Consider the following 21,600-nt stretch of genomic DNA (forward strand, 5'->3'; position numbering starts at 1 on the left):
TTGTATCGCGTGCATATCAAATGTAACCAATTAATAGACATTCAATTCTGTAAGAATGATGTTGTCAATTAGCCCCTTTTAACCTATTAATTCATTGACTGATTCAATTTTCAATAAAAAAGCACTCTGAAATAATTGTATCCGCCACATTCATCCCTGCTGCAGAAAGCTTAAAGCCAATAGCTGTTTCTTCGATTAGATTAGAAGAAATCTGTTGAATCTGTTCTTCGAGGTAGGACAATAATTCAGCTCCAAATCGTTCTTGAATTCGATTAAAATCAACCCCCCAATTGGTGCGAAGAGCAGTCATGATGTATTCGTTGTACTGGTCAGAAGGAGAAAGTTGTTCTTGCTCAAAGTAGTCACCATTCTCGCTTACTAGTTTTATGTATTGGCTGTTATTTCGAACATTCCATTGTCGGCTATTGCCATTAAAAGAATGTGCAGAAGGGCCAATGCCTAAATACGGTTCTCCTTTCCAATAGTTGGTATTGTGTGTCGAATAATGGCCCGGTTTTGCCAGGTTGGAAATTTCATAATGCTCAAAACCGTGTTCTTTTGCCATGGACTTCAAGTGCTCAAAATGGCGAATCGATTTCTCATCTTCCAATGGTGGTTTTTTTCCCTTTGCGATAAAACTACTCAAAGCTGTTTTTGGTTCTACCGTTAGTGAATATGCCGATAAGTGATTAATACCTGAAGTAAATGCAGTTCTTAAATTCTGCATCCAATGCTCGTCTGATAGGGTAGTGCCACCATAAATCAAATCGATGCTGAGGTGCTCGAATCCTTGATCAATGCAATTCTGCACGACCACTTTTGCCTCTCTAGCATTGTGAGCCCGATTCATATCGCTGAGATCTTCATCATAAAAAGATTGAATACCAATGCTTAGCCGATTGATTCCTGCTGCCTTGTGGCTCTTTATTTTAGAAATGGTTAAGTCGTCTGGATTGGCTTCTAATGTAATTTCAGCGTCGTGAACAATATCGAAGAGATAGTCAATTTTGGCTAAAACCTGCTGAATTTCTTCCGTATCCAATAAGGATGGAGTTCCTCCTCCAAAGTAAATGGTCTGAATTTCCTTTGTAGCCAAATAGTCGCTTCGTTGCTCCAATTCCAGCAACAGCGCTTCAATTAATGCTGCTTTGTTTTTTAAAGAAGTAGAGAAGTGAAAGTCGCAATAATGACAAGCTTGTTTACAAAAAGGAACGTGAATGTAAATTCCTGCCATTTTGGTCGGTTATTTTATTGAGTACAATTCTAAAAGTTGTTCCTTTATCTATTTCAGTTGATTTTACAAAAATCTTCCCTGCATGATAGTTTTCTACGATTCTTTTGGTCAAAGAAAGTCCTAATCCCCAACCGCGTTTTTTGGTCGTAAAGCCTGGTTCAAAAATGGTCTTTTTCTTACTTTTTGCCATTCCTTTTCCATTATCCGTAATGTCTATGTAAACGTATTGAGTTTGATCAATCACCTGAATATCAATTTTTCCATCGCCTTCCATTGCATCTACTGCATTCTTGATGATGTTTTCCAACACCCATTCAAATAGCGGAATGTTTACACTTGCAATTACTTCATCGGCATCAGAAGTTTGATAGCTAAATTGCACCTTTTGAGAAATACGGGCTCTGAAATAATCCAATGAATGTTGGATCACTTTATTGATGTCTTCTTGTTGTAATGAAGGAACAGATCCAATTTTAGAAAAACGCTCAGTGATGGTTTCTAATCGCTGAACATCACTGCCCATTTCCTCAATTGTTTTTGCATCCACATTTTTCATTTTCAATACTTCCAGCCATGCTAGTAGTGATGAAAGTGGTGTTCCTAATTGGTGGGCAGTTTCTTTGGCCATACCCACCCAAACTTGATTTTGCTCTACATTTCTTGCCGTACTAAATAGGTAGTAGGCAATTAGTAAAAACAACGCGATGATTCCAAATTGAATAAAAGGATAGGTTTTTAATTGCTTCAACAAATGCGAATCGGCATAGTAGATGTAATTGATGTCACCATTTCCAATATCAATTACGATTGGACTATTCTGCAATTCCATTTCTAGAATTTGCTGGGCAATGTAGGCGGTGTCTTTTGATTTTGTGCTGTCGATGTTTCCAAAAGCGATGACCGCCGCATGCGAACTATCAGTGTAAATAACTGGTACTGAAGCTGAGTTAATTATAATGTCGTCGTTTAACGAATTGATTTGATTCTGCAATACTTTTCTCAGCTCAGAAAAGATAGTAGACTCTTTATAATAAAGATAGTTGAGTTCATTCTTGTAATACGCAATTTCGATGGGCGTATTTTGTTTTTGCAACTCACGCAGCTCAGCGTTCAGTAGGGCAGAATCCTTACTTATTGATTCTGGGAAATTTCGATGCGATACAATCTTGCCTGACTTGTCAGTAAGTATAATTGGAATGGTTGTATTGGAAAACAAGATTTGAGTGTAAAAACTCAAGTCGTCTTGAACGCCCGAGGTTACCACTCTTCTGTTTGCTTCTGCCCAAATCTCAACCCGCTTGCGTTCTTCTTCTGAAATAGTGTTGAAGAGAGTATTCGTGTAATTAACGAGTTCGGCTTTCTTTACGATGGCTTCCGCCCAAGCTTTCACCTTTAGTTTTTCTTCTGCTGCAATTTTGTTCACCAATACATTGGTGTACCAAAGTGACACTAATATAATTAGAGCTGCAACAATTGCTAGACCGAATTTCCACCGCTGCTTTTTTGAATATATGTTCAAACTTCCTCCGCTTTAAATCTATAATAATGACGAATGTTTCATCGCATTAGTTGCTGTTACTCTAAATCTGAACACTTATTCTTCAAATTCATTTTCGTTGGGTTGTGCAATTTTATCAATAAATTTTCCAATTCCCGTCTTTTTGGTTTTTTTCTTCTCCGTTTCTGTCTCTTTTACGTCTTTTTGTTGGGTTTGGTTTTCATCTTCGTCCCATTCCAACTCGAACGTTTGTTTTTTTGTTGAACGATCAGGAGTACTTTTCAAAGTAGTGTCTTTCTTAAATAAACCGAATTCTTCCTTTAACATAGATTTTACTACTTTCTTTTCGCTCTTAAGACCCTCTTTCCAATACGTTTTTAATGCATCTGTATCATAACTGATCTTTGGGTCGCTCAAGTTGCCCGTCATCTTAATAAACAGTCGCGTCTTGCCCAATCCATCGTCTTCGATTTGTCCAAACTCCGATTGTTTTTTTCGCGCTGCTTTGGCTTTGTTTCCCATTATGTCGTTGAGCAACAATTGAATTTTATAATTAATGTCGTTGTCGAATGAGTGACTTCCTTCTAATTTTAAATTCAATGCCGAGGAGTTAATGTCGAAAGAAGGGATAAAAATTCGTTCATCTTTGATGATGATTTGATTGCTTAAAGTAGAAAATTTGATGTGTTTCAATTCGCTTAAAGCGATGTAATCTGATAATGCTTCTAAAGATGCAAAATTGATCAGCTCTCCTTTTTCAATGTTCAAATCAGCTTGAACTTCTAGCGTTTTTTTGTCGAACACCAGTTGTGGGGTCCATTCTGAATAAAACTCAATGTCGCAATTGGCGATTCCTTTTAAGTTTTGTGCAGTAATGGTTTGCTGACCAAAGTTTCCAAAGTCATTAAAAAGATCGGTGATGGAAATGTGTTTCAGCTGCGCTTCTGAAGAAATAATGACTTTCCCTTTTGTGGTTGTATTCACTACCAAATATCCTGTGGCATCTCCCTGCATGGTCTTGAATGAAACCCCACTCGCTTTAAGGATTTTGTTTTGCAAACTCACAAATGCTTGAGCTGACGAAAAACTAAATTTGCTGAATGAGAGACTATCTATTTTGCAATCCAAATAGAAGCTAATTCGATCTGAAAAAGTAAGTTGATAAGCAGAATCTGATGGTGTGCTTTTATCGCTTAATAACAATTCATCTAGGAAAATTCGTTTTGATCGCAAGCTTGCATCCATCTTTAGTGGCTGATCTTCTGAAAATAAATAACCGATCAAGTTGTGCAGCGTACCATTGAAATTAAAATCACTGCGACTGATGTTTCCTTTTAAATTGTTGGCTTTTATGTCGTTATTTCGAATGATTAATCCGCCCGAAATGTTCTTGTATTCTTGTGGTTTGTCCTTTAATCTGAAATTAACAGCTTGTAAAGTTACCTCTCCTTTTGTTTGTGCTTGTTTCCAATCGGCTAGAGTGAATTCTTTTAGTTTTGCAATTCTTCCTTTGGTTTCAATATGAATGTCCAATTGTCCACTGACATCGGTGATGGAAGTAACATTCATAAAAGGAATCAGCTCCTCTAAGAAAAGGGTCAAATTCCCATTGAAAGCATAGCTTGGGTCATTGAAATCCGTTAAGGTAAGACCTCCGTTTATGCTTCCTTTTCCAAATTTTGCATTGATATTCTCTAGCGAAATTTTACTGGTTCGCAATGCGTTTTCGGTTCCGTTATCATAGCTCCCATTTAGTGAGATATTATTCAAAGCCACATCAGATTCTTGATGGATGAATGATCCTTTTTCAACCTGAAAATTGAAGTTAACAGATGGAGATTTAATACTTGTGATCTCTCCTTTTATCAACCCATCAAAAAGAACGTTCCCATCTATCTGGTAGGTTTCTAGTGTCGATTTTTGTGTTTCAGGAAGCAGTTGTATAATTGCCGGAATACTCACATTTTCACTAGCAATCGAGAGGTCGATGAACATTCCATCGTCTAAATTTTTTAAAAATCCATTGATGACAAATGGCAGTTTTGCAAAATTTAATGCTGCATTTTTAATCGTGTAAGTCGATGCTTCACTGTCGATTTTGAATACCGATTTTAACTCTACTGCTCTATTTTCAGCATAAATATTACCTCCTTGCTGGTAAGAATACAATTGAAAATTGGTCTCAAAATTTAAGTCGTACTTGGTGTTTGTAAATGCACCCTCTAACTCCAATTGATGAATGTAATTGGAAAATCGTATTTGTTTTGGTTCATTTTTATATGAAAACCCGACTTGTTCAAAATGAACCGATTCTAAGGATAAATTTAGATCTGTTTTATGGCTGTTTAGACTGTCTGATTCTTTCCAAAAAATATAGTTTTCTATCCCATATTGATCCACCGATAAATGAACAGCACCTTTCTCAAAACTTAACTTATTAACTGTATAATTTTTGTTGATGATGTTCCAGATATTAAATTCCATGAAAATGGAACCAAACTGAAATAGGGTATCTTTTTTAGTTGCATCGGATGTGCCAAAAGCCAACACATTTTTGAATTCCAAGGAGGCGGAGGGGAATTTTTTGATGAAACTAAATTCGATGCCTTCTACCTTAATCTCTGATTTAATGTAAGTATTGACTGTTTTTACAGCATATTGCTTCACATCTTCTTCAAAAAGATAAGCCATTCCGATAGCTAAGCCAATGAACAGAGCAATGGCCAAGAGAAGTCGGAGAACTACTTTTTTGAATTTTTGCATAGTTTCCTAACGGAAATCAGGTTTCGTTGTTGTTTTACTTTTCTGAGAAGGAAGTCGCATCAATAAACTCAATTCTTCTTGATCTAAGTGTTTCCAGTTTCCACGAGGCACATCCTTTTTGGTAAGTCCTGCAAAATAAACACAATCAATTTTGCTCACTTCATATCCCAAGCTCTCGAAAGCACGTTTAACGGCGCTGTTTTTACCAATATGAAGTTCTAAACCCACTTCTTTTTTGTCGGTGCCAACCAAGGTTACCTCCTTAAATTTAACTATTCCTTCCTCTAAATGAACGCCCGTTTCCATTAGTTTCAAGTGTTCCACTGTTACTTTTTTGTCTAGCCCAATGTGGAAAATTCGTTTTACAGAATGGTTTGGATGAGATAATTTTCGGGTCAAATCACTATCGTTGGTCAATAACAAAACACCTGTAGTCATTCGTTCCATTTTGCCTACTGGTGCCAATGGTTCTTTACACGCTTTCGCAATTAAATCCATCACCGTTTTTCTGCCTTTTGGATCAAAAGTAGCTGCTACAAAATCTTTTGGCTTGTTTAATAGAACGTAGCGTTTGGTGTCTTTTTTTAGTTTGGTTCCTTCAAAAGTTACTTCATCTCCTGGCATTACTTTCACACCCAATTGGGTCACTACTTTTCCATTAATGGTAACTGTTCCTGCCAAAATCAAATCATCTGCATCTCTTCTTGTGGCAACACCGGCATTCGATAAATACCGATTGATTCGGATTCCTTCAGCTTCTGTTCTTGGACGGTTAGGACTCGATTTTTTAAATCCGCCTTCTTTATTGTATTTGCCACTAGGAACAAACATTTTGTCGCTTTTCTTACCGTCAAATTTATCCGTTCTTTTATCGCCTTTTGGTGCAAAGGTTTTCTCTGGTTTTTTATTCTCAAATGCATCCTCAAATTCTGAATGTGCTGTTGGCTTTTTACCTTCAAACTTTCCTTTTGTGAATGGCTTTTTTTCTCCTCTTGGTGAAAATGGACGATCCGATTTTTTCGCATCTCCATATTTAGAACGAGTTGATTTTCCGCCACTTCGTTTGTTTTCAAATTTCCCTTTCCCTTCTTTTCTACCTTCGCCTCTATTTGACTTCTCTTTCATCTTAATTTCAAATTTGATACAAAGTTAATTATTAATTGATTGCTTTGTTTGATTTGATGAGTTTCGTCAATTCTTATTGGAATCAGCATGTTTGCTCTAAAAAATGCCTTATTTTTGACCCCACTATTAATTCTACTCTCCATTTGAAAAAGGTTTTCGGAACTTTCTTTCTTTTCCTATTTTTATACCAATGCGTTGGTTACATGCCTGTATATAAATTTTGGGAGTATCGAGTAAAGAAAGAAGTGAAACGTATGATCCGAGCTGGGATGGAAAATGAGGCGTTAGAATTAGTCAAGATGCCTAAAGCTTGGTTAGAAACTCCACCTGATCACATAGAGTGGGAGCACAGTAAAGAATTTATCTTGAATGGAACTTATTATGATGTTGTTCGATCAGAGGAAAAAGGAGACGACATTTATTTCTATTGTTACAAGGATACCAAAGAAACCGCTCTGTCGATTGGATTGGATAGGCATACGCGAGAATTTATTGCAGAGAATCCGACCAAAAAAGAAACCAAAGATAGTATTAGCTCCTTTTTTAGCAAGGAGTATTGGCATGCCATTGATCAAAAGTTATTATTACTGAATCAAACTGCCATTAATTGGGGTTTGATAAAGCTTAAGAAGCCATTATTTCACCTTTCCACCCTGACTCCACCTCCGGAGTTTTTATAGTTTTTCACGTAGAGTTGGATTTAATTCCAACCATTAATTAAGTTAAAACTATAAAAATAGATAATGAGAAAAGTTATTTTATGGAGTTGCATGATATTGACCTATCATGTCAGTTCTGCACAGGTATTGACACTAGTCGATGCTCAAAACAATGAACCATTAGAGGCAGCGGCTATTATTAGCGAAACTCCTAGTGCGTTTACAACGACCAATGTAAAAGGACAAGCTGAGATTGGAGCTTTTAAAGGTTCCAATGAAATTCAAATCAGAATGATAGGCTATGAAATTATTGTAAAATCTTACAATGAATTAAAGGAACTTTCATTTATTGTTCCGTTGAAAGTTTCAGCAATGAACTTGGATCAGGTAGTTATTTCGGCGAGTAGATCGAAACAAGTGACTGCCGCTGTGCCAGAGAAAATTACTGTGATTTCATCCAAAGAAGTGAGTTTGCAGAATCCACAAACTGCAGCTGATCTTTTGAATGTTTCTGGTGAAGTATACATTCAGAAAAGTCAGCAAGGGGGTGGAAGTCCTATGATTCGAGGATTTTCTACCAATCGATTGCTTTACACTGTTGATGGAGTTCGTATGAACAATGCCATCTTTAGAAGTGGGAACCTACAGAATGTCATTTCTCTAGACCCGTTTGCCATAGAGAAAACGGAGATTTTATTCGGGCCTGGTTCTAACATCTACGGAAGTGATGCCATTGGTGGGGTGATGAGTTTTCAGACTTTAACACCACAATTGTCATTGGATGATGAGCCACTAGTAAGCGGTGTTGCTGCCGGAAGATATTCTAGTGCCAACCAAGAAAATACTGGTCATTTTAATGTGAATGTTGGCTGGAAAAAGTGGTCGATCTTATCAAGTATCAGTGCTAATAAATATGGCGATTTAAAAATGGGAAGTAATGGCCCTGATGATTACCTCCGCCCATATTATGTGGAGCGCTTGTATGGAGTGGATTTGATTAAGGTCAATGAAGATCCGAAAGTTCAGAATCCATCTGGCTATAGCCAAATTAATATGATGCAAAAAATTCGTTTCAAACCGAATGAAAAATGGGATTTTCAGTATGGATTTCATTATTCTGAAACATCAGATTACAGCCGATATGATAGACATCAGAGAATTAAAGATGGATTGCCACAATATGGAGAATGGGCATATGGACCACAAAAGTGGATGATGAACAACTTGAACATTACACATCAAAATAAAACAGCTATATATGATGAGTTTACAATCCGATTGGCGCAACAATCATTTGAAGAAAGCAGAATTAGCAGAGGTTTTGGAAAACCAACTCGAGAAACAAGATTGGAGGAAGTAGAAGCCTACTCAATCAATATGGATTTTAATAAAAAGTTGGGCTCGAGAAACGATTTCTTTTACGGAATTGAGGGAGTTATTAATAAAGTCACTTCTACAGGGATTGATGAGGATATCTTAACAGGAGCTTCCGTTGAAGGAGCGCCGAGATATCCGAAGTCTGCTTGGGGAAGCTATGCCGCTTATGTAAACGATCAGTTTCAGTTGACAGAAAAAGTAATGTTGCAAGCAGGATTGCGATACAGCAATTATCAGATTCAAGCAGATTTTGATACGTCATTGTTTCCTTATCCAATTACATCTACATCTTTGAATAATGATGCTGTAACTGGTAGTTTTGGAGTTGTTGTGCGTCCTACAGATCATTTGGTGTTGACTGCAAATGCGGCAACTGGTTTTCGTTCTCCGAACATTGACGACATGGGAAAATTGTTTGACTCAGAGGCTGGTAGTGTTGTTGTTCCCAATCAAGATTTACAAGCAGAATATGCTTACAGTGTAGATGCTGGTTTTGCGGCAACTATTTTGGATTTTGTAAAGATTGATGCTACTGGATTTTATACCCTATTGGACAATGCGATGGTTCGTAGAGATTATACACTAAATGGAATGGATAGTGTTATCTATGAAGGTGAATTAAGTCAGGTTCAGGCGATACAGAATGCAGCGCAATCTACTGTTTATGGAGTGCAAGCAGGTATTCAATTTGATTTCGGAAGTGGGTTCGGGTTATCGTCTCGAATCAACTACCAAAAAGGCGAAGAGGAGTTAGACAATGGAGATAAAAGTCCATCAAGGCATGCGGCTCCACTTTTTGGAAATACCAAATTGACCTACCATTACAAAAACTTAGATCTTCAGTTTTATGCTGTATATAACGCAAATAGAAGTGCGAAAGATATGCCTGAAGAGGAGTTGGGCAAAACGGAGTTCTATGCATTGGATTGGAATGGAGATCCGTATTCACCTGCTTGGTATACTTTGAATTTTAAAACGATGTATCGAGTAAATGAGACTTTGCATTTAAGTGCAGGATTGGAGAACATAACCGATCAGCGTTACAGACCATATAGCTCAGGAATTTCTGCACCAGGCCGAAATTTCATTTTAGGAGTTAAGGCTAAATTCTAATTAATTCGATTTAAAATAGAAGCATTGAAAGCTCTGGTTCTCTTATTGAGAGTCAGAGTTTTCTTTTTCTAAAGCATTTGATTTTCGTTCGTTGAAGGACTCTTTCTTCTCCAAAGCATTGAATTCTTTCATCAATCCATGGATAGTATCTTCAGGAATTTGAAATACATCCAACAACATTAATCCATCCAATGCATCCGAAAATTTAGGGTCTACATTAAAGCAAAGTACTTTGGCATTTTGTTTTAGATACTTCTTGAAAAGCACCGGAATCTTCAAGTGTTGAGGTTCTATCTCTTCAATGAACTTGTCCAACTTTTGAAGGTCGTCAGCTGTAATTTCCATCACACTTTCTATCTCGGAAGGATCTATTTTAATCCGAAACTCATTGCGCGGTTTTACCCAACTAGCAAGCTCTTCATCGTAATAGTATTTCTTCAAAAATGAGATGATTAAGCTCTTTGAAAAGGTTGAAAATTCATTACTAATACTGACCGGACCAGTTAAATAGCGATACTCTTCATTCTGCAATAAGAAGAAGAAGATCCCTCTCCACAATAGAAACAAGGGCAAAGGTTTCTTTTGATATTCAGCAGTAATGAATGATCTTCCTAAATCAATCGATTGACGAAGAATGGGATTAAATTCATTGCTAAAACGAAATAACTCATTAAGATAAAATCCTTTTCGACCATAACGTGTCATGATGTCGGCACCTCTACCCAAGCGATATCCACCAACTATTTTCTTTGCTTCTCGATCCCAAATGATGAGGTGGTTGTAGTACAAATCAAACTCATCGGTATCTATTTCTTTGTTGGTTCCTTCACCGACTTCTCGATAAGTGATTTCTCGCAATCGTCCGATTTCTCTTAGCGCATTGGGGATGGAGTTTGCTGACGCACAATACACCGAAAAACCGCTTGAGTCAAATAAATGCTGGTTATCAGAAAGTCTGGATAGTTCCTTTTCGATCAATTCAGGTGCGACAGCTGGAATAATTTCCTCCTGTTTTTGATTGCGTTTTAAGCTGTAATTGAAAAATCGCTTCACCTGAATCGAGGAACCTAAACTATAGGTTTTTGTTCTTAAAAATCGTCCATATTGATTGATGTCCTCAAAGGTGGCTTGTTCTTTTACAGAAATCGGGTTGCCGATTCTAACTTCTATCGTTTTGTTCTTTTTGTTCAACAATTCAGAAGGGAGTTTTGCTGTTCTTATTTTTGGTGCTACTTTTCCTAAAAGGTGAAATAAATTAGAATTTGAGCCTTTAAAATAGACCGGAACTACTGGAATTTTCATGCCTTTAATAAGGCGAAGACTATTTGTTTCCCATGCTTTATCTTGAATTTTTCTGCTTTTGTAAGTCGACACTTCTCCTGCTGGAAAGATTCCAATGGGGTGGTTATTGTTTTTATGAGTAATCGCTTTTCGCACTCCGGATAAGTTGCTCATTTCGTCTTTTAAATCCTCGAATGGATTTACCTCAATGAAGCAATCTTTTAACGGATCAATTTTTTGCAATAAAAAATTGGCCAATAATTTATAGTCGTGGAATTTAGTCCTGAAAATTTTTAATAGAATAATACCATCAATTCCACCATAAGGGTGATTACTGATGGTAATAAAAGAAGAATCTAAAGGCAGTTTCTCCAACGCCTCTTCATTAAACTTTAAATCTATATTTAGAATTTCAAGGACTTTGTCAATGAACTCTATCGGTTGATCTGAGTATGCTTCTTGGTAAAGCTGGTTGAAAGAATCGTATTTTAAAATCCTCATTATCAATGAAGAAACGACGTCAGCAGTTAGGTTGGTTAAGTGAAGGAGCTTTGAAATACTTTCTTTTTCGATTAGGTCTTTTTTCATAAGAGCTTAGTTTGGGGAACAATGCGGCAGCCACTATTATTCCACTAAAATAACCAACTAAATTAAATTCTCCATCGCAATGTAGTGTTAAAAAAAGATGAAGCAATCGCTAAGTTTAATCAATCAAGTCTCTTTTGATGTCTAATTTTCTCAAAGGAGGCGATAAAATTGCTGTGGCTCCTACGATTCCTAAAGTCATCATTCCACCAAAAACGACTGCCGTAACTGTCCCCATTAATTTGGCCGTCACCCCACTTTCGAAAGCGCCCAATTCATTGGAAGATCCCACAAACATGGAGTTGACAGAAGCGACTCTACCCCGCATGGCATCAGGAGTTTTCAATTGTAGAATAGTTTGACGGATGACCACACTGACTCCATCAGTGACTCCACTAAAGAATAGTGCCACTAAAGAAATCCAAAATATATCAGAAAGTCCAAAAACGATGATGCAAATCCCAAAACCAAAAATTGCCCACAATAATTTTTTTCCTGCATTTTTATTGAGTGGAAAATAGGCCACCACCATCATGGTAAGGAAGGAACCCACAGCTGGAGCAGCTCTAAGAATTCCGAAACCAGTGGAGCCGACTTTTAAGATGTCTTGTGCAAATACAGGTAACAATGCAACAGCTCCGCCAAAAAGTACAGCAAACATATCAAGAGAAATAGTTCCAAGTATCAATTTATTAGTAAAGACAAAGTTCAACCCTTCTTTCAAACTTTTGACAATTGGTTCTCCTTTTTTGGTGTTGAGAATTGGTTTTCGTTCGATTTGAAAAAGTAAGATCAATGAAAAGAGTGCAAAGCCAGCAATAATGAGCATGCTCCAATGAACCCCAATCCAAACGATGAAAAGCCCACCTAATGCAGGTCCCATCATAGATCCCATTTGCCAAGCAGAACTGCTCCATGTGGCTGCATTTTCATAAAACTCGCGCGGAATTAATTGGGAGAATAAAGAGAAAATGGTCGGCCCAAAAAATGCTCGAGTAACTCCACCAAAAAAGACCAATGTATAGATAAGACCAATGTGCCATGAGTGGCTGAGGTTGTCTGTGATTACTGGCCAAGTCAATAAGAAAAGACCAAAACTGATGCATAAAAATGCGGTGATACAAACGGCGAATAAGTTTCTTTTTTCCAATTGATCCACATAATGGCCTGCAAAAAGTGACAATGAAACTGCTGGGATAACCTCCATCAATCCAATCAATCCAAGTGACAATGGATCTTTGGTTAAGCTATAAATTTCCCATTCAATGACAATGAACTGCATGGCCCAAGCAAACACTAGGGCAAAGCGCAGAATAACAAAGATTCGAAATTCTTTAAATTTTAAGGCAGCATAGGGGTTTACTTTTCCCATTTATTCGTTTTGTAAGGGTCAAAATTAGCGATTGTAACTTCTAAGTTGGATAAAAAAAGCAGAAACAAAATGGAGATTTGAATAATAATTCAATCATTTTTTTTGTAATATTGCACACCCAAAATTGAGTAATCAGTTTTGGCCCTCAATGTTCCAATGCGATTGGACATTACAACTATATAAAAGAGATTTATTCTCTTTACGGGCCCATAGCTCAGCTGGTTAGAGCACCTGACTCATAATCAGGTGGTCGATGGTTCGAGCCCATCTGGGCCCACAAAAAGACTCAATCGAAAGATTGGGTCTTTTTTTTGCCCTGATGGGCGAGAAGTTTATACTGAGCGAATAGCGCGATTTTCTTTCATAGTAGAATTTATTATAGCCGAAGTGAGCCCATCTGGGCCCACAGTTAAATCCTCTGCAAATATTTGCAGAGGATTTTTTTTGAAATACTTTAGGGCGAGAAGCGTTGCACTGATCGAGAAATGCGATTGTTTTTTGAAATAGAATGTATAATAGTCGAAGTGAGCCCATCTGGGCCCACTACTTTAACAGCTTACCTTACATCACATTAGGTTAGGCTGTTTTTTTGTGACTTTTTTAGAAATTGGCTCAAGTAGGGTTCTTAAGTCGGGTTTTTAAAAAGTAATTCACAAAAAAAGCTGTATCAAATATTTAATACAGTCTTTTTTTGATATAAATTAAACGAACATCTTCATATTTTCCCCCTTATTTAAAGTATATAAATAAATGAAAAAGATAATTTTATTAAGTTTTACAGTGTTATTTATAATGTTTAACAATACTCTTAATTGTCAAACATATATCAATTCAGATACGATAACATTGCATAAGATGATAGAGAAGGAAAATGCTGTTGGGTTTATTTCTTATTACAGAGGTGATACCTTAATTTCAAAAGAGTTTAATTATATTAAAAAAAGTTTTCCGTTTTTTAGGTTTAAGCTGTTAAAAGAAGGGATATATTACAGTTTTTATACAAATGGTAAAATAAAGGAAGTGGGCGCTTTTCATAAAGGAAAGCCAATGGGCTTTTGGAAATCCTATTTCGAGGATGGACGTATAGAAGAAGAATGTATGTACAACAGGAGAGGAAAACTAATAAAATGTAAAAATTATTTAGATTTGGAAAAATAATTAATAATTGGTCGACATCCAGCTCAATGTGTTTGCAACCATAAGTGTCCGAAAACTAAGAATCATTTAGATATTTCCCTACTAAAATAGGATTTCCACCTGAAAGTATAATTATTTCACTTAAAGGTGAATCATGAATTTCATTTGAGATTATAATTTTTACTATTTTGAAACCCTCCTGATTTTTCATTTTCTTATAAACTTGAATTAACATTGCCAAAATTAGAGTTATATAAACTGTCACCTTTATTCCATTTAAACTTCTATTCATTAGGTGTATAAAATTTAATCAGCTAGCACAGACTTGCAGTCCGTGAAAATAAGCCTAACAATACTGAGGACTGTAAGTCCGTAGAAAGAGTAATTTAAATATTCAATATCTTCGCTGCATGCAAAAAAAGTATCATTATTTCATTATTGGAGTTATATTAACTGTTAGCCAATCACTAATTGGTCAAGAGAATTTTAGCAATCAGAGCATATCAATTGAGCCTATTCAGTTTAGTTTAACGAGTCACAATAATATCTCCATTCAGGCAGTTTTTGGGAGCGAAGACACCATTAATTTGATGTTTCATTTAGCAGCCAATTCAGTATCACTTACTACAAAAGCCACAGAAAAAATGAAGAGTATTTATTGGGATACAGCAAGTGATGTTGGCAGTTGGGGCGGCAGGTCTACATCTCGATACAGTGAAAGTAATACGATCAAAATTGGCAACTTTCTTTGGGATAGTGTGTCTGTTTGGGAAGATGAAAATTCAGGTCCTACTACAGGAGGTAAATTTGGCCCTCATTTATTTGAGGGGTATGCCGTAGAAATTGATTTTGAAAAAAGTCTAATCAACTTACATGAATCATTGCCTAACGTAACTAATGAGTATTCAAAAATTCCTATGGTGAATGGAAGAAGTGGTTTCTTCATTCAAGGAACGAGCACAATAGATGATGTAGAATATCAAAATGAATTTTTAATTCATACTGGATATGGCGGAGGAATTTTGTTTGACGATAAATTCGCAGAAGAAAGTAAAATAGGAGAACGTATAGAAATTATAGATGTAAAAGAACTGAAGGATTCTTTTGGAAATGTGATAAAAGTTAATAAAGGATCTTTGCCAAAATTCTCGATTGGGAATTTAGAATTAACGGATGTTCCTGTTGGATTCTTTCAAGGAAAAATAGGCCAACAACAAATAAGCATAATAGGAGCTGACATATTGAAAAGGTTTAATATTATAATAGATTCTGATAGAGAATTCATCTACCTAAAACCTAATCAGCTTATAAATATGGCTTACACTCCATTTTAGAAAGTCAACTTTTTTAGAATACTTTTTTGGAGAATCATATCCTTATATCGAACTTTCACACTTAAGAAGAGAATTTATACAATACATGGAAAATATACTTTTTGATTTCATTTCAAAATACATTTCACTTTCAAAAGAAGAAGAGGCAACTTTAATTTCTCTTGATATTTTTCGCACAGTAAAAAAAGGAACGATTTTACTTGAACAAGGAAAGTACTCTGTGAATGGTTATTTTGTATTAAAAGGTTGTATTAGAAGTTATTATATAAAAGATGGTGAAGAGAAAACGACCAATTTCTATACAGAATTAGAAGGAGTTACGCCCTCATGTGTCATCAATAAGCAACCTTCTGAATATTCTATTTCGTGTACAGAAGATTCTATTCTCACCGTCTCGAACCCTGATATGGAAATGGAGATATTTGAAAAATTTCCAAAATTTGAAACACTTTGTAGAGTCCTTTCAGAAGAGTTATTATCTAAGCAACAAGTGAGTTTTGATGATTTTAAAACTTCGTCTCCGGAGCAACGGTACTTAAATTTAGTACAAAACAGACCTGACCTTATTCAAAGAGTGCCACAACACCAATTGGCAAGCTATATAGGCATGAAACCTCAATCTCTTAGTAGGCTGAAAGCAAGAATTCTTGAAAAAGAGAAAAGCTAGTTTGCACTTCTTAACTTAAGTGAACGTTTCTTGGCTACCTGCCTTTCTATTTTTGTATGCTAAACAACAAGTAGAAGGTATGCGAAGTAAAGTTTTAGCGATTGGATTAGTTTTATTACTAACTAGCAAATTACAATTGAATGCCCAATATATGAATCAGGATAGCACTTACAAAAAGTGTTTTTTAGGCAGTACATTCTTTGTATTAGGAAATTTATCAAAAACGAATAAGCCCGATTTTGTTCAATTTAATTTAGGCTATCGCATTACGAGTAAAGATGTGATATCTGTAGAATTGAAAACTTGGAAATATGCTTGGCCACTCGGCATTCCTTTTACTAGCAGCTCATTTGAAGCTTCTGAAACCGAATTTCCTGGATACATCAGAGAGGTTGGTTTTGCTCTTGCCTATCAACGATTTTGGTGGAAAGGGTTATACACAGGAGTTCATGTTATGAACGCTTGGCAAACATTTGTGGATGACAATGACAAGACAATAGGAAAGGGATTTCAACTGTTTAATACCTATCGTTTGGGATATCATGTAAAGCTATTTAAGGACCGATTTTTCATTGAGCCTTCGCTGGCTATTACGCATCGTCCATTACAAACTAAAATGCCTGCTTCTTTTAAAGAATTAGACGACAATTGGCCTAAATTCTTATATGGTGAACCCGGGCTTCACTTTGGATATAATTTTTGATATTTTTAGAAATGCTTTATAAATTTTAAATTGAACATATTTTCTATTCTATCAATAGGAATAAACTTCTTAGACTTTAACAATGCACAAAATAATTTTCACCTCTATATTATCTCTCTTATTTATAGCATGTCAAACTCCTTTAAAACAAGAAAAAGAGCAAACTATTGAACCGTTTGATCAACTTATCCAACTGATGGATCAATATGCAGTAAAAACGCTAGAAAATGGCAATGTGAAATCCTTGGCATTGGCGATTTACAAAGACGGAAAAGTGTACCACAACTACTATGGTGAAATTGAACCGGGAGCAAATAACAAACCTAACGATAGCACTGTTTATGAGTTGGCTTCCATCTCTAAAGTATTTACTGGTTCACTGATTTCACAAGCTGTATTAGAAGGGAAATTAACTTTATCGGATAAGATTCAGGATTATGTTGGCCAATCTTACACCAATTTAGCATTTGAAGGACAGTCTATTACCATAAAACATTTACTTACACATACGTTAGGATTTAAAGATAGAACGCCTAAAGGACTATCTGAAGTTCACAACAAAATCTCAGAAGGTTATTATGAGAATAATCCTTTTGAATATGATTTCTCTGATTTGTTGATAGAGCTAAAAACAATGAAATTAGATAAAAAGCCTGGGACATTTTTTGAGTATAATTCCATTGGGCCTGAACTATTGGCTTATGTATTAGAACTAGTTTACGAAAGACCCTATAAAGATTTATTGAAGGACTTCTTGAATGAGCGAGGAATGAATCATACCTCATTATTGGATTTTGAGAATCATAAAAATAATTTTGCATACGGTTATAACGAAACTGGAAAAAGGGTTCCTTTCCATAAAAACCCATTGATTGGCGGTGGTGGCGGCATGCTTTCTACTTTACCCGATTTAATCGAATTTATGAAGTTTCAGATCGAGAGCGACCATCCAATAATTAAGGAATCAACTAAGGAGTTATTTAGAAATGATGACGATGATGTGATGGGCTATTTGTGGCAAAACATGGGCGTTGGTGAAGAGGAAGGGTTTTACTATTCTAAAACCGGCACTTCCATGGGTACACAAAGTGGAATTTTAATTTGCCCTGATTCTAAATATGGATTAGTACTTATATCTAATACTACCTCTGATGATGCGATTGATGATTGGATGACTCTATTTTTTAGCAAGATGGAAGTAGATTTAATCAAATACCCAAGGCTAAATTTAGTGAGTATTCTAAAGCCCGACTTTATTGGAAATACAGCCAAAGGTATTCAACAATTCAATGAATTAAGAACAGATACAACAAGGTATTTCTATTCTGACAAAGAATTAAATAACCTCGGCTATGAATTGCTTTATGAAATGAAAGACGAAAAGAAAGCCATTCAAATATTCAAATTGGCAACAGAAATATATCCTGAAAATGCCAATTTATTTGATAGTCTGGGAGAAGCCTATTTTGAAGCTGATGATTACAAAAATGCGTTGATTAATTATAAAAAATCAATTGGTTTGGATTCCAATAATTCCAATGCAAGAAAATACATTTTAGAATTAGAACAATTTTTAATCAATGGTAATCTTTAATTTAAGACTTGCGGATTTATGGTGCAAGTCCGCTAGAACGAGTTGTGGTTTATTAGTTCAAACGAACGTTTCCAACAATTTGAAAAGTAAGGAGTGACAGAAGAAATAAATATGATTCTCCGTTAGCGCGGACTTGCAGTCCGTGAAATTATCGTGACAGTAGAGAGGACTTTAAGTCCGTTGAAACAGTTATTTTAATATTTATTATTTTGGCTGTATGTCAACCAAGTATAAAGTGTTTTTGTAATTTATGTCGCGAATTAAAGTTATATCACGGACTGCAAGTCCACGTGAACGAGTCTGGAAAATGAGAAAAGTTGAGGTGTTTATTGTGCTAATTGTCGCTTTATTAGGATTGGTATTTACTTTCAGTTTTGGTAACTTGATTGCAAGTGATCATACTGCCGGTGTTCTAGGAATCCCGTTTTTGATTTTTCTTTTAATATATTGCTCTATTCTTATTTTTTCAAATAATGGTTTAACAAGGTTATTAATGAGAGTTGTAATTTCACTTTATCTTATGACCTTAATCTCATACTCGCTTACTATTTTATATCTCAAATCAATAACTTCTGACACTTTTACATACCTCTATAGTTCCAAAGCCGGAGAGGCGAATTTAGCTGAAAGTTTATTGAATTCTTTCTGCGCAGCAGGTATAGTTATAACAGTATTCGTTGTGTTAATTGTTAAAAGAAAGGGAGCTAATCGCTAACTACCTCTTCCCATCAAAAAAATCGTTAACGCAGACATACAGTCCCTATTTAAGTCTTACAAATGACTCTTATCGAACTTAAAGCAACTTTATTTAAGAAACTGCCCGACTTTGGCAGTCTTTCTTCAACCATATTACGTAAATAAGTTCATGGCAAAATAGTACTTAATTTTTTGTCGATTCTTGGCAATAGTAGCTATTTACAATACTTTTACACCTCCTTTTTTAAACTACTAAAAGAATGTATCTTTAAATTTATGAAGCAGCTTCAGATTTGCCTTACACTTTTGTTTTTCGTTTGCAGATTTTCTGTAGGTTATGCTCAAGGCGATTCATTTATAGATATTACTCGAATCGAAATTTCTGAGCATTTGGCACCAAATGCACTAATTATTCCGGATGAGAAGCACGCCTATACCTTCGACCTTATCAAATCCAATGACAGCATTGTTAAAACTGGATATACTCCGATTAATAGCATCCCCTACCTAGACTTTACGCAGTCTAGTTTTTGGATGGTGTTAAATACAATGAACGGCTCTTCCAAAGAACAAAGCTATTACCTGGAACTTGCGCGTCCTCTGACCAACGTAGTTAATTTGTTTGTGCTTAATGAATCAGGTGAGGTTATAGAAACATTCGAGACAGGAGATGATTTTAAGTTTAGTTCGCGTCCATACAATGACCGACACTTTATTTTTCCCATCATATATCCCCCGAATAGTAAGAGAAAGCTTATTGTGCAGACTCAAAGTGATGGAGAAATATTGAAACTCCCGATGAAGTTTTGGCGCATAGATGCCTATACCCAGCATTCCATAAAAGAGAATTTTTTATTAGGGCTTTATTATGGGTTATTTATACTCGTACTTTTCCTATTTACTTTTTTCGGAATTGCTTTAAAAGAGAGCATCTACTTCTACTTTGTAAGTTATGTGTTTTTGCTGGGCCTTTTCCAGCTTTCATTAGACGGACTTGCATTCCAATACTTATGGCCAGAGTTGCCTTGGTTAGGTAATCATGCTATTTTGATGTTTGCCGCACTTTCATTATTGTCCATGTTATTATACGTAAAAAGGTATCTAGGAGAATTTAGTCATTATAAAAAATATGAGAAAGGTTATGCGGTATTCATTACTCTAACCTTTATTTCTTTTCTTTTAAGTTTGACTTCGGGAACGGTATATGCACTTCAATTTCCCATTTTAAATGGGCTTTCTTTTATTGTAGTAATCTACTTTCTATTTGGAATTTATTATAAATACAAAGAAGGCAACAAACTTGATTTGGCAGTTGTAATCGCATTCGTCTCTTTAAGCTTAGGAGCAATTGTGTTTATCACTACAAATGTTAATATAGTAGATAATGAGTTTTTAGCCACTAATGCCTTGAAAATTAGTTCTGCTATTGAGTTAACTTTTCTTTCTTTGGCCATGGCTGGACGGTACAAACAAACCCAAGAAGAAAAAGTGGCTGCTCAAAATGAAGCGTTTAAGGCGTTGGAGCAAGTGAATGAACTAAAGAATAAACAAACAGAAGAATTAGAGCAGCAAGTAAAAGAGCGAACACAAGAAATTCGCGAAAAGAATGATGTTCTTTCAACTCAGAATGAGGAGATTTTGCACAGTATAGTTTATGCTAAACGATTGCAAAATGCAACATTGCCATCTGAAAAGGTAATGATTCAGTTGTTTAAAGACAGTACAGTTTTGTATCGTCCAAAGGACATCGTGTCTGGCGATTTTTATTGGATGGAAGAAGTAGACGATTTGGTGTTTTTTGCTGTAGCTGATTGTACTGGGCATGGCGTTCCCGGTGCTATGTTGAGTGTGTTTGGGAACAATGCATTGAATCGATGCATCAACGAGTACAAATTAAAAGACCCCGGTAAAATATTGGATACGCTAACGGAGTTGGTAGAATTATCATTGACGAAAAACAATGCTGAGGTGAGTGATGGTATGGACATCTCATTATGTGTTTGGGATAAAGGGAAAAAGTTGAGTTATGCAGGTGCATACAATCCATTGTACATTATTCGAGATGGGGAATTGTTGGAAACCAAAGCGGATAAACAACCTATAGGCAAGTACGTTACAAGAAAGCTTTACACCACTCACGAATTTGAGTTATTAGATGGAGATTCGATTTATCTATTTTCAGATGGTTATGCTGATCAGTTTGGAGGACCAAAAGGCAAGAAGCTGAAATACAGTGTATTTAAAGAGTACCTGTTAGAATTAAATGAGCTGCCATCAGCGGAAATTGGAACAGAGTTGGGCCGACGGTTTGATATTTGGAAAGAAGGAGTGGAGCAGATCGATGATGTTTGTTTGATGAATGTTAAGTTTTAGCTCTAATTTTTTGGTTGAACTAATTTCCATTCAAAGAAGTCATTAACCATTCTTACTAATCTGCTTTTTTTATCGCTTTCTTTTTTTAA

14 protein-coding genes and 1 tRNA gene are annotated in these 21,600 nt (G+C 35.8%); 9 read left to right on the forward strand and 6 right to left on the reverse strand.

The genetic code is table 11. The features are described 5' to 3' along the window. Window positions 1-103 precede the first annotated feature (103 nt). From hemW to ACTB0X_RS06670, 4 genes are all read right to left on the reverse strand, one after another. Window positions 104-1,234: a radical SAM family heme chaperone HemW gene (gene hemW, locus ACTB0X_RS06655; RefSeq protein ID WP_463024216.1), complete on the reverse strand. Its 1,131-nt coding sequence runs from the start codon at window positions 1,232-1,234 to the stop codon at window positions 104-106. After that, a complete protein-coding gene (locus ACTB0X_RS06660; RefSeq protein WP_463024217.1) occupies window positions 1,200-2,753 on the reverse strand; it encodes a sensor histidine kinase in 1,554 nt (517 codons plus the stop codon). The genes hemW and ACTB0X_RS06660 overlap by 35 nt, the downstream gene beginning before the upstream one ends. Window positions 2,754-2,828: 75 nt before the next feature. Next, window positions 2,829-5,495, reverse strand: a complete 2,667-nt coding sequence (locus ACTB0X_RS06665) for a hypothetical protein (protein ID WP_463024218.1) — start codon at window positions 5,493-5,495, stop codon at window positions 2,829-2,831. 6 nt (window positions 5,496-5,501) lie between these two features. Continuing rightward, window positions 5,502-6,620 carry a pseudouridine synthase gene (locus ACTB0X_RS06670; protein WP_463024219.1) on the reverse strand — a complete coding sequence of 373 codons (1,119 nt, stop codon included), beginning with the start codon at window positions 6,618-6,620 and terminating at the stop codon, window positions 5,502-5,504. 203 nt (window positions 6,621-6,823) lie between these two features. Here ACTB0X_RS06670 and ACTB0X_RS06675 point away from each other — a divergent pair, with 203 nt between their 5' ends. Both ACTB0X_RS06675 and ACTB0X_RS06680 read left to right on the forward strand, forming a co-directional pair. Next, window positions 6,824-7,300 carry a hypothetical protein gene (locus tag ACTB0X_RS06675; protein WP_463024220.1) on the forward strand — a complete coding sequence of 159 codons (477 nt, stop codon included), beginning with the start codon at window positions 6,824-6,826 and terminating at the stop codon, window positions 7,298-7,300. Window positions 7,301-7,363: 63 nt separating this feature from the next. Then, window positions 7,364-9,769, forward strand: coding sequence for a TonB-dependent receptor (locus ACTB0X_RS06680; protein ID WP_463024221.1), 2,406 nt, complete (start codon window positions 7,364-7,366; stop codon window positions 9,767-9,769). A gap of 42 nt (window positions 9,770-9,811) precedes the next feature. Here the strand turns inward: ACTB0X_RS06680 and ACTB0X_RS06685 are convergent, their stop codons facing one another. Beyond that, window positions 9,812-11,638, reverse strand: a complete 1,827-nt coding sequence (locus ACTB0X_RS06685; protein WP_463024222.1) for a GNAT family N-acyltransferase — start codon at window positions 11,636-11,638, stop codon at window positions 9,812-9,814. 115 nt (window positions 11,639-11,753) lie between these two features. Beyond that, the gene (locus tag ACTB0X_RS06690) at window positions 11,754-13,007 is read right to left on the reverse strand and encodes an MFS transporter (RefSeq protein WP_463024223.1); all 1,254 of its coding nucleotides are present in this window, start codon (window positions 13,005-13,007) and stop codon (window positions 11,754-11,756) included. Window positions 13,008-13,210: 203 nt separating this feature from the next. Here ACTB0X_RS06690 and ACTB0X_RS06695 point away from each other — a divergent pair. The 7 genes from ACTB0X_RS06695 to ACTB0X_RS06725 all read left to right on the forward strand — a co-directional run bounded on the left by ACTB0X_RS06695 (window position 13,211) and on the right by ACTB0X_RS06725 (window position 21,511). Beyond that, a tRNA-Ile gene (locus tag ACTB0X_RS06695) sits at window positions 13,211-13,284 on the forward strand. 473 nt (window positions 13,285-13,757) lie between these two features. Then, a complete protein-coding gene (locus ACTB0X_RS06700; protein WP_463024224.1) occupies window positions 13,758-14,165 on the forward strand; it encodes a toxin-antitoxin system YwqK family antitoxin in 408 nt (135 codons plus the stop codon). 389 nt (window positions 14,166-14,554) lie between these two features. Beyond that, complete coding sequence (locus ACTB0X_RS06705) at window positions 14,555-15,478, forward strand: hypothetical protein (RefSeq protein WP_463024225.1); 924 nt, start codon at window positions 14,555-14,557, stop codon at window positions 15,476-15,478. A gap of 85 nt (window positions 15,479-15,563) precedes the next feature. Continuing rightward, window positions 15,564-16,145, forward strand: coding sequence for a Crp/Fnr family transcriptional regulator (locus ACTB0X_RS06710; protein WP_463024226.1), 582 nt, complete (start codon window positions 15,564-15,566; stop codon window positions 16,143-16,145). Between the two features lie 79 nt (window positions 16,146-16,224). Next, a complete protein-coding gene (locus ACTB0X_RS06715) occupies window positions 16,225-16,848 on the forward strand; it encodes a hypothetical protein (protein ID WP_463024227.1) in 624 nt (207 codons plus the stop codon). Between the two features lie 82 nt (window positions 16,849-16,930). Then, the gene (locus ACTB0X_RS06720) at window positions 16,931-18,442 is read left to right on the forward strand and encodes a serine hydrolase (protein ID WP_463024228.1); all 1,512 of its coding nucleotides are present in this window, start codon (window positions 16,931-16,933) and stop codon (window positions 18,440-18,442) included. A gap of 972 nt (window positions 18,443-19,414) precedes the next feature. Next, window positions 19,415-21,511 (forward strand): 7TM diverse intracellular signaling domain-containing protein, encoded by a 2,097-nt coding sequence (locus ACTB0X_RS06725; protein ID WP_463024229.1) that lies wholly within the window; start codon window positions 19,415-19,417, stop codon window positions 21,509-21,511. Window positions 21,512-21,600 lie beyond the last annotated feature (89 nt).

Source organism: Acidiluteibacter sp., from assembly GCF_055129545.1.

What these genes read in the sequence shown, in the direction of transcription:
- ACTB0X_RS06720 (WP_463024228.1), top strand. Translation starts at nt 16,931, where the DNA reads ATGCACAAAATAATTTTCACCTCTATATTATCTCTCTTATTTATAGCA.
- ACTB0X_RS06690 (WP_463024223.1), bottom strand. Translation starts at nt 13,007, where the DNA reads ATGGGAAAAGTAAACCCCTATGCTGCCTTAAAATTTAAAGAATTTCGA.
- ACTB0X_RS06715 (WP_463024227.1), top strand. Translation starts at nt 16,225, where the DNA reads ATGCGAAGTAAAGTTTTAGCGATTGGATTAGTTTTATTACTAACTAGC.
- hemW (WP_463024216.1), bottom strand. Translation starts at nt 1,234, where the DNA reads ATGGCAGGAATTTACATTCACGTTCCTTTTTGTAAACAAGCTTGTCAT.
- ACTB0X_RS06700 (WP_463024224.1), top strand. Translation starts at nt 13,758, where the DNA reads ATGAAAAAGATAATTTTATTAAGTTTTACAGTGTTATTTATAATGTTT.
- ACTB0X_RS06705 (WP_463024225.1), top strand. Translation starts at nt 14,555, where the DNA reads ATGCAAAAAAAGTATCATTATTTCATTATTGGAGTTATATTAACTGTT.
- ACTB0X_RS06710 (WP_463024226.1), top strand. Translation starts at nt 15,564, where the DNA reads ATGGAAAATATACTTTTTGATTTCATTTCAAAATACATTTCACTTTCA.
- ACTB0X_RS06725 (WP_463024229.1), top strand. Translation starts at nt 19,415, where the DNA reads ATGAAGCAGCTTCAGATTTGCCTTACACTTTTGTTTTTCGTTTGCAGA.
- ACTB0X_RS06665 (WP_463024218.1), bottom strand. Translation starts at nt 5,495, where the DNA reads ATGCAAAAATTCAAAAAAGTAGTTCTCCGACTTCTCTTGGCCATTGCT.
- ACTB0X_RS06680 (WP_463024221.1), top strand. Translation starts at nt 7,364, where the DNA reads ATGAGAAAAGTTATTTTATGGAGTTGCATGATATTGACCTATCATGTC.
- ACTB0X_RS06675 (WP_463024220.1), top strand. Translation starts at nt 6,824, where the DNA reads ATGCCTGTATATAAATTTTGGGAGTATCGAGTAAAGAAAGAAGTGAAA.
- ACTB0X_RS06670 (WP_463024219.1), bottom strand. Translation starts at nt 6,620, where the DNA reads ATGAAAGAGAAGTCAAATAGAGGCGAAGGTAGAAAAGAAGGGAAAGGG.
- ACTB0X_RS06685 (WP_463024222.1), bottom strand. Translation starts at nt 11,638, where the DNA reads ATGAAAAAAGACCTAATCGAAAAAGAAAGTATTTCAAAGCTCCTTCAC.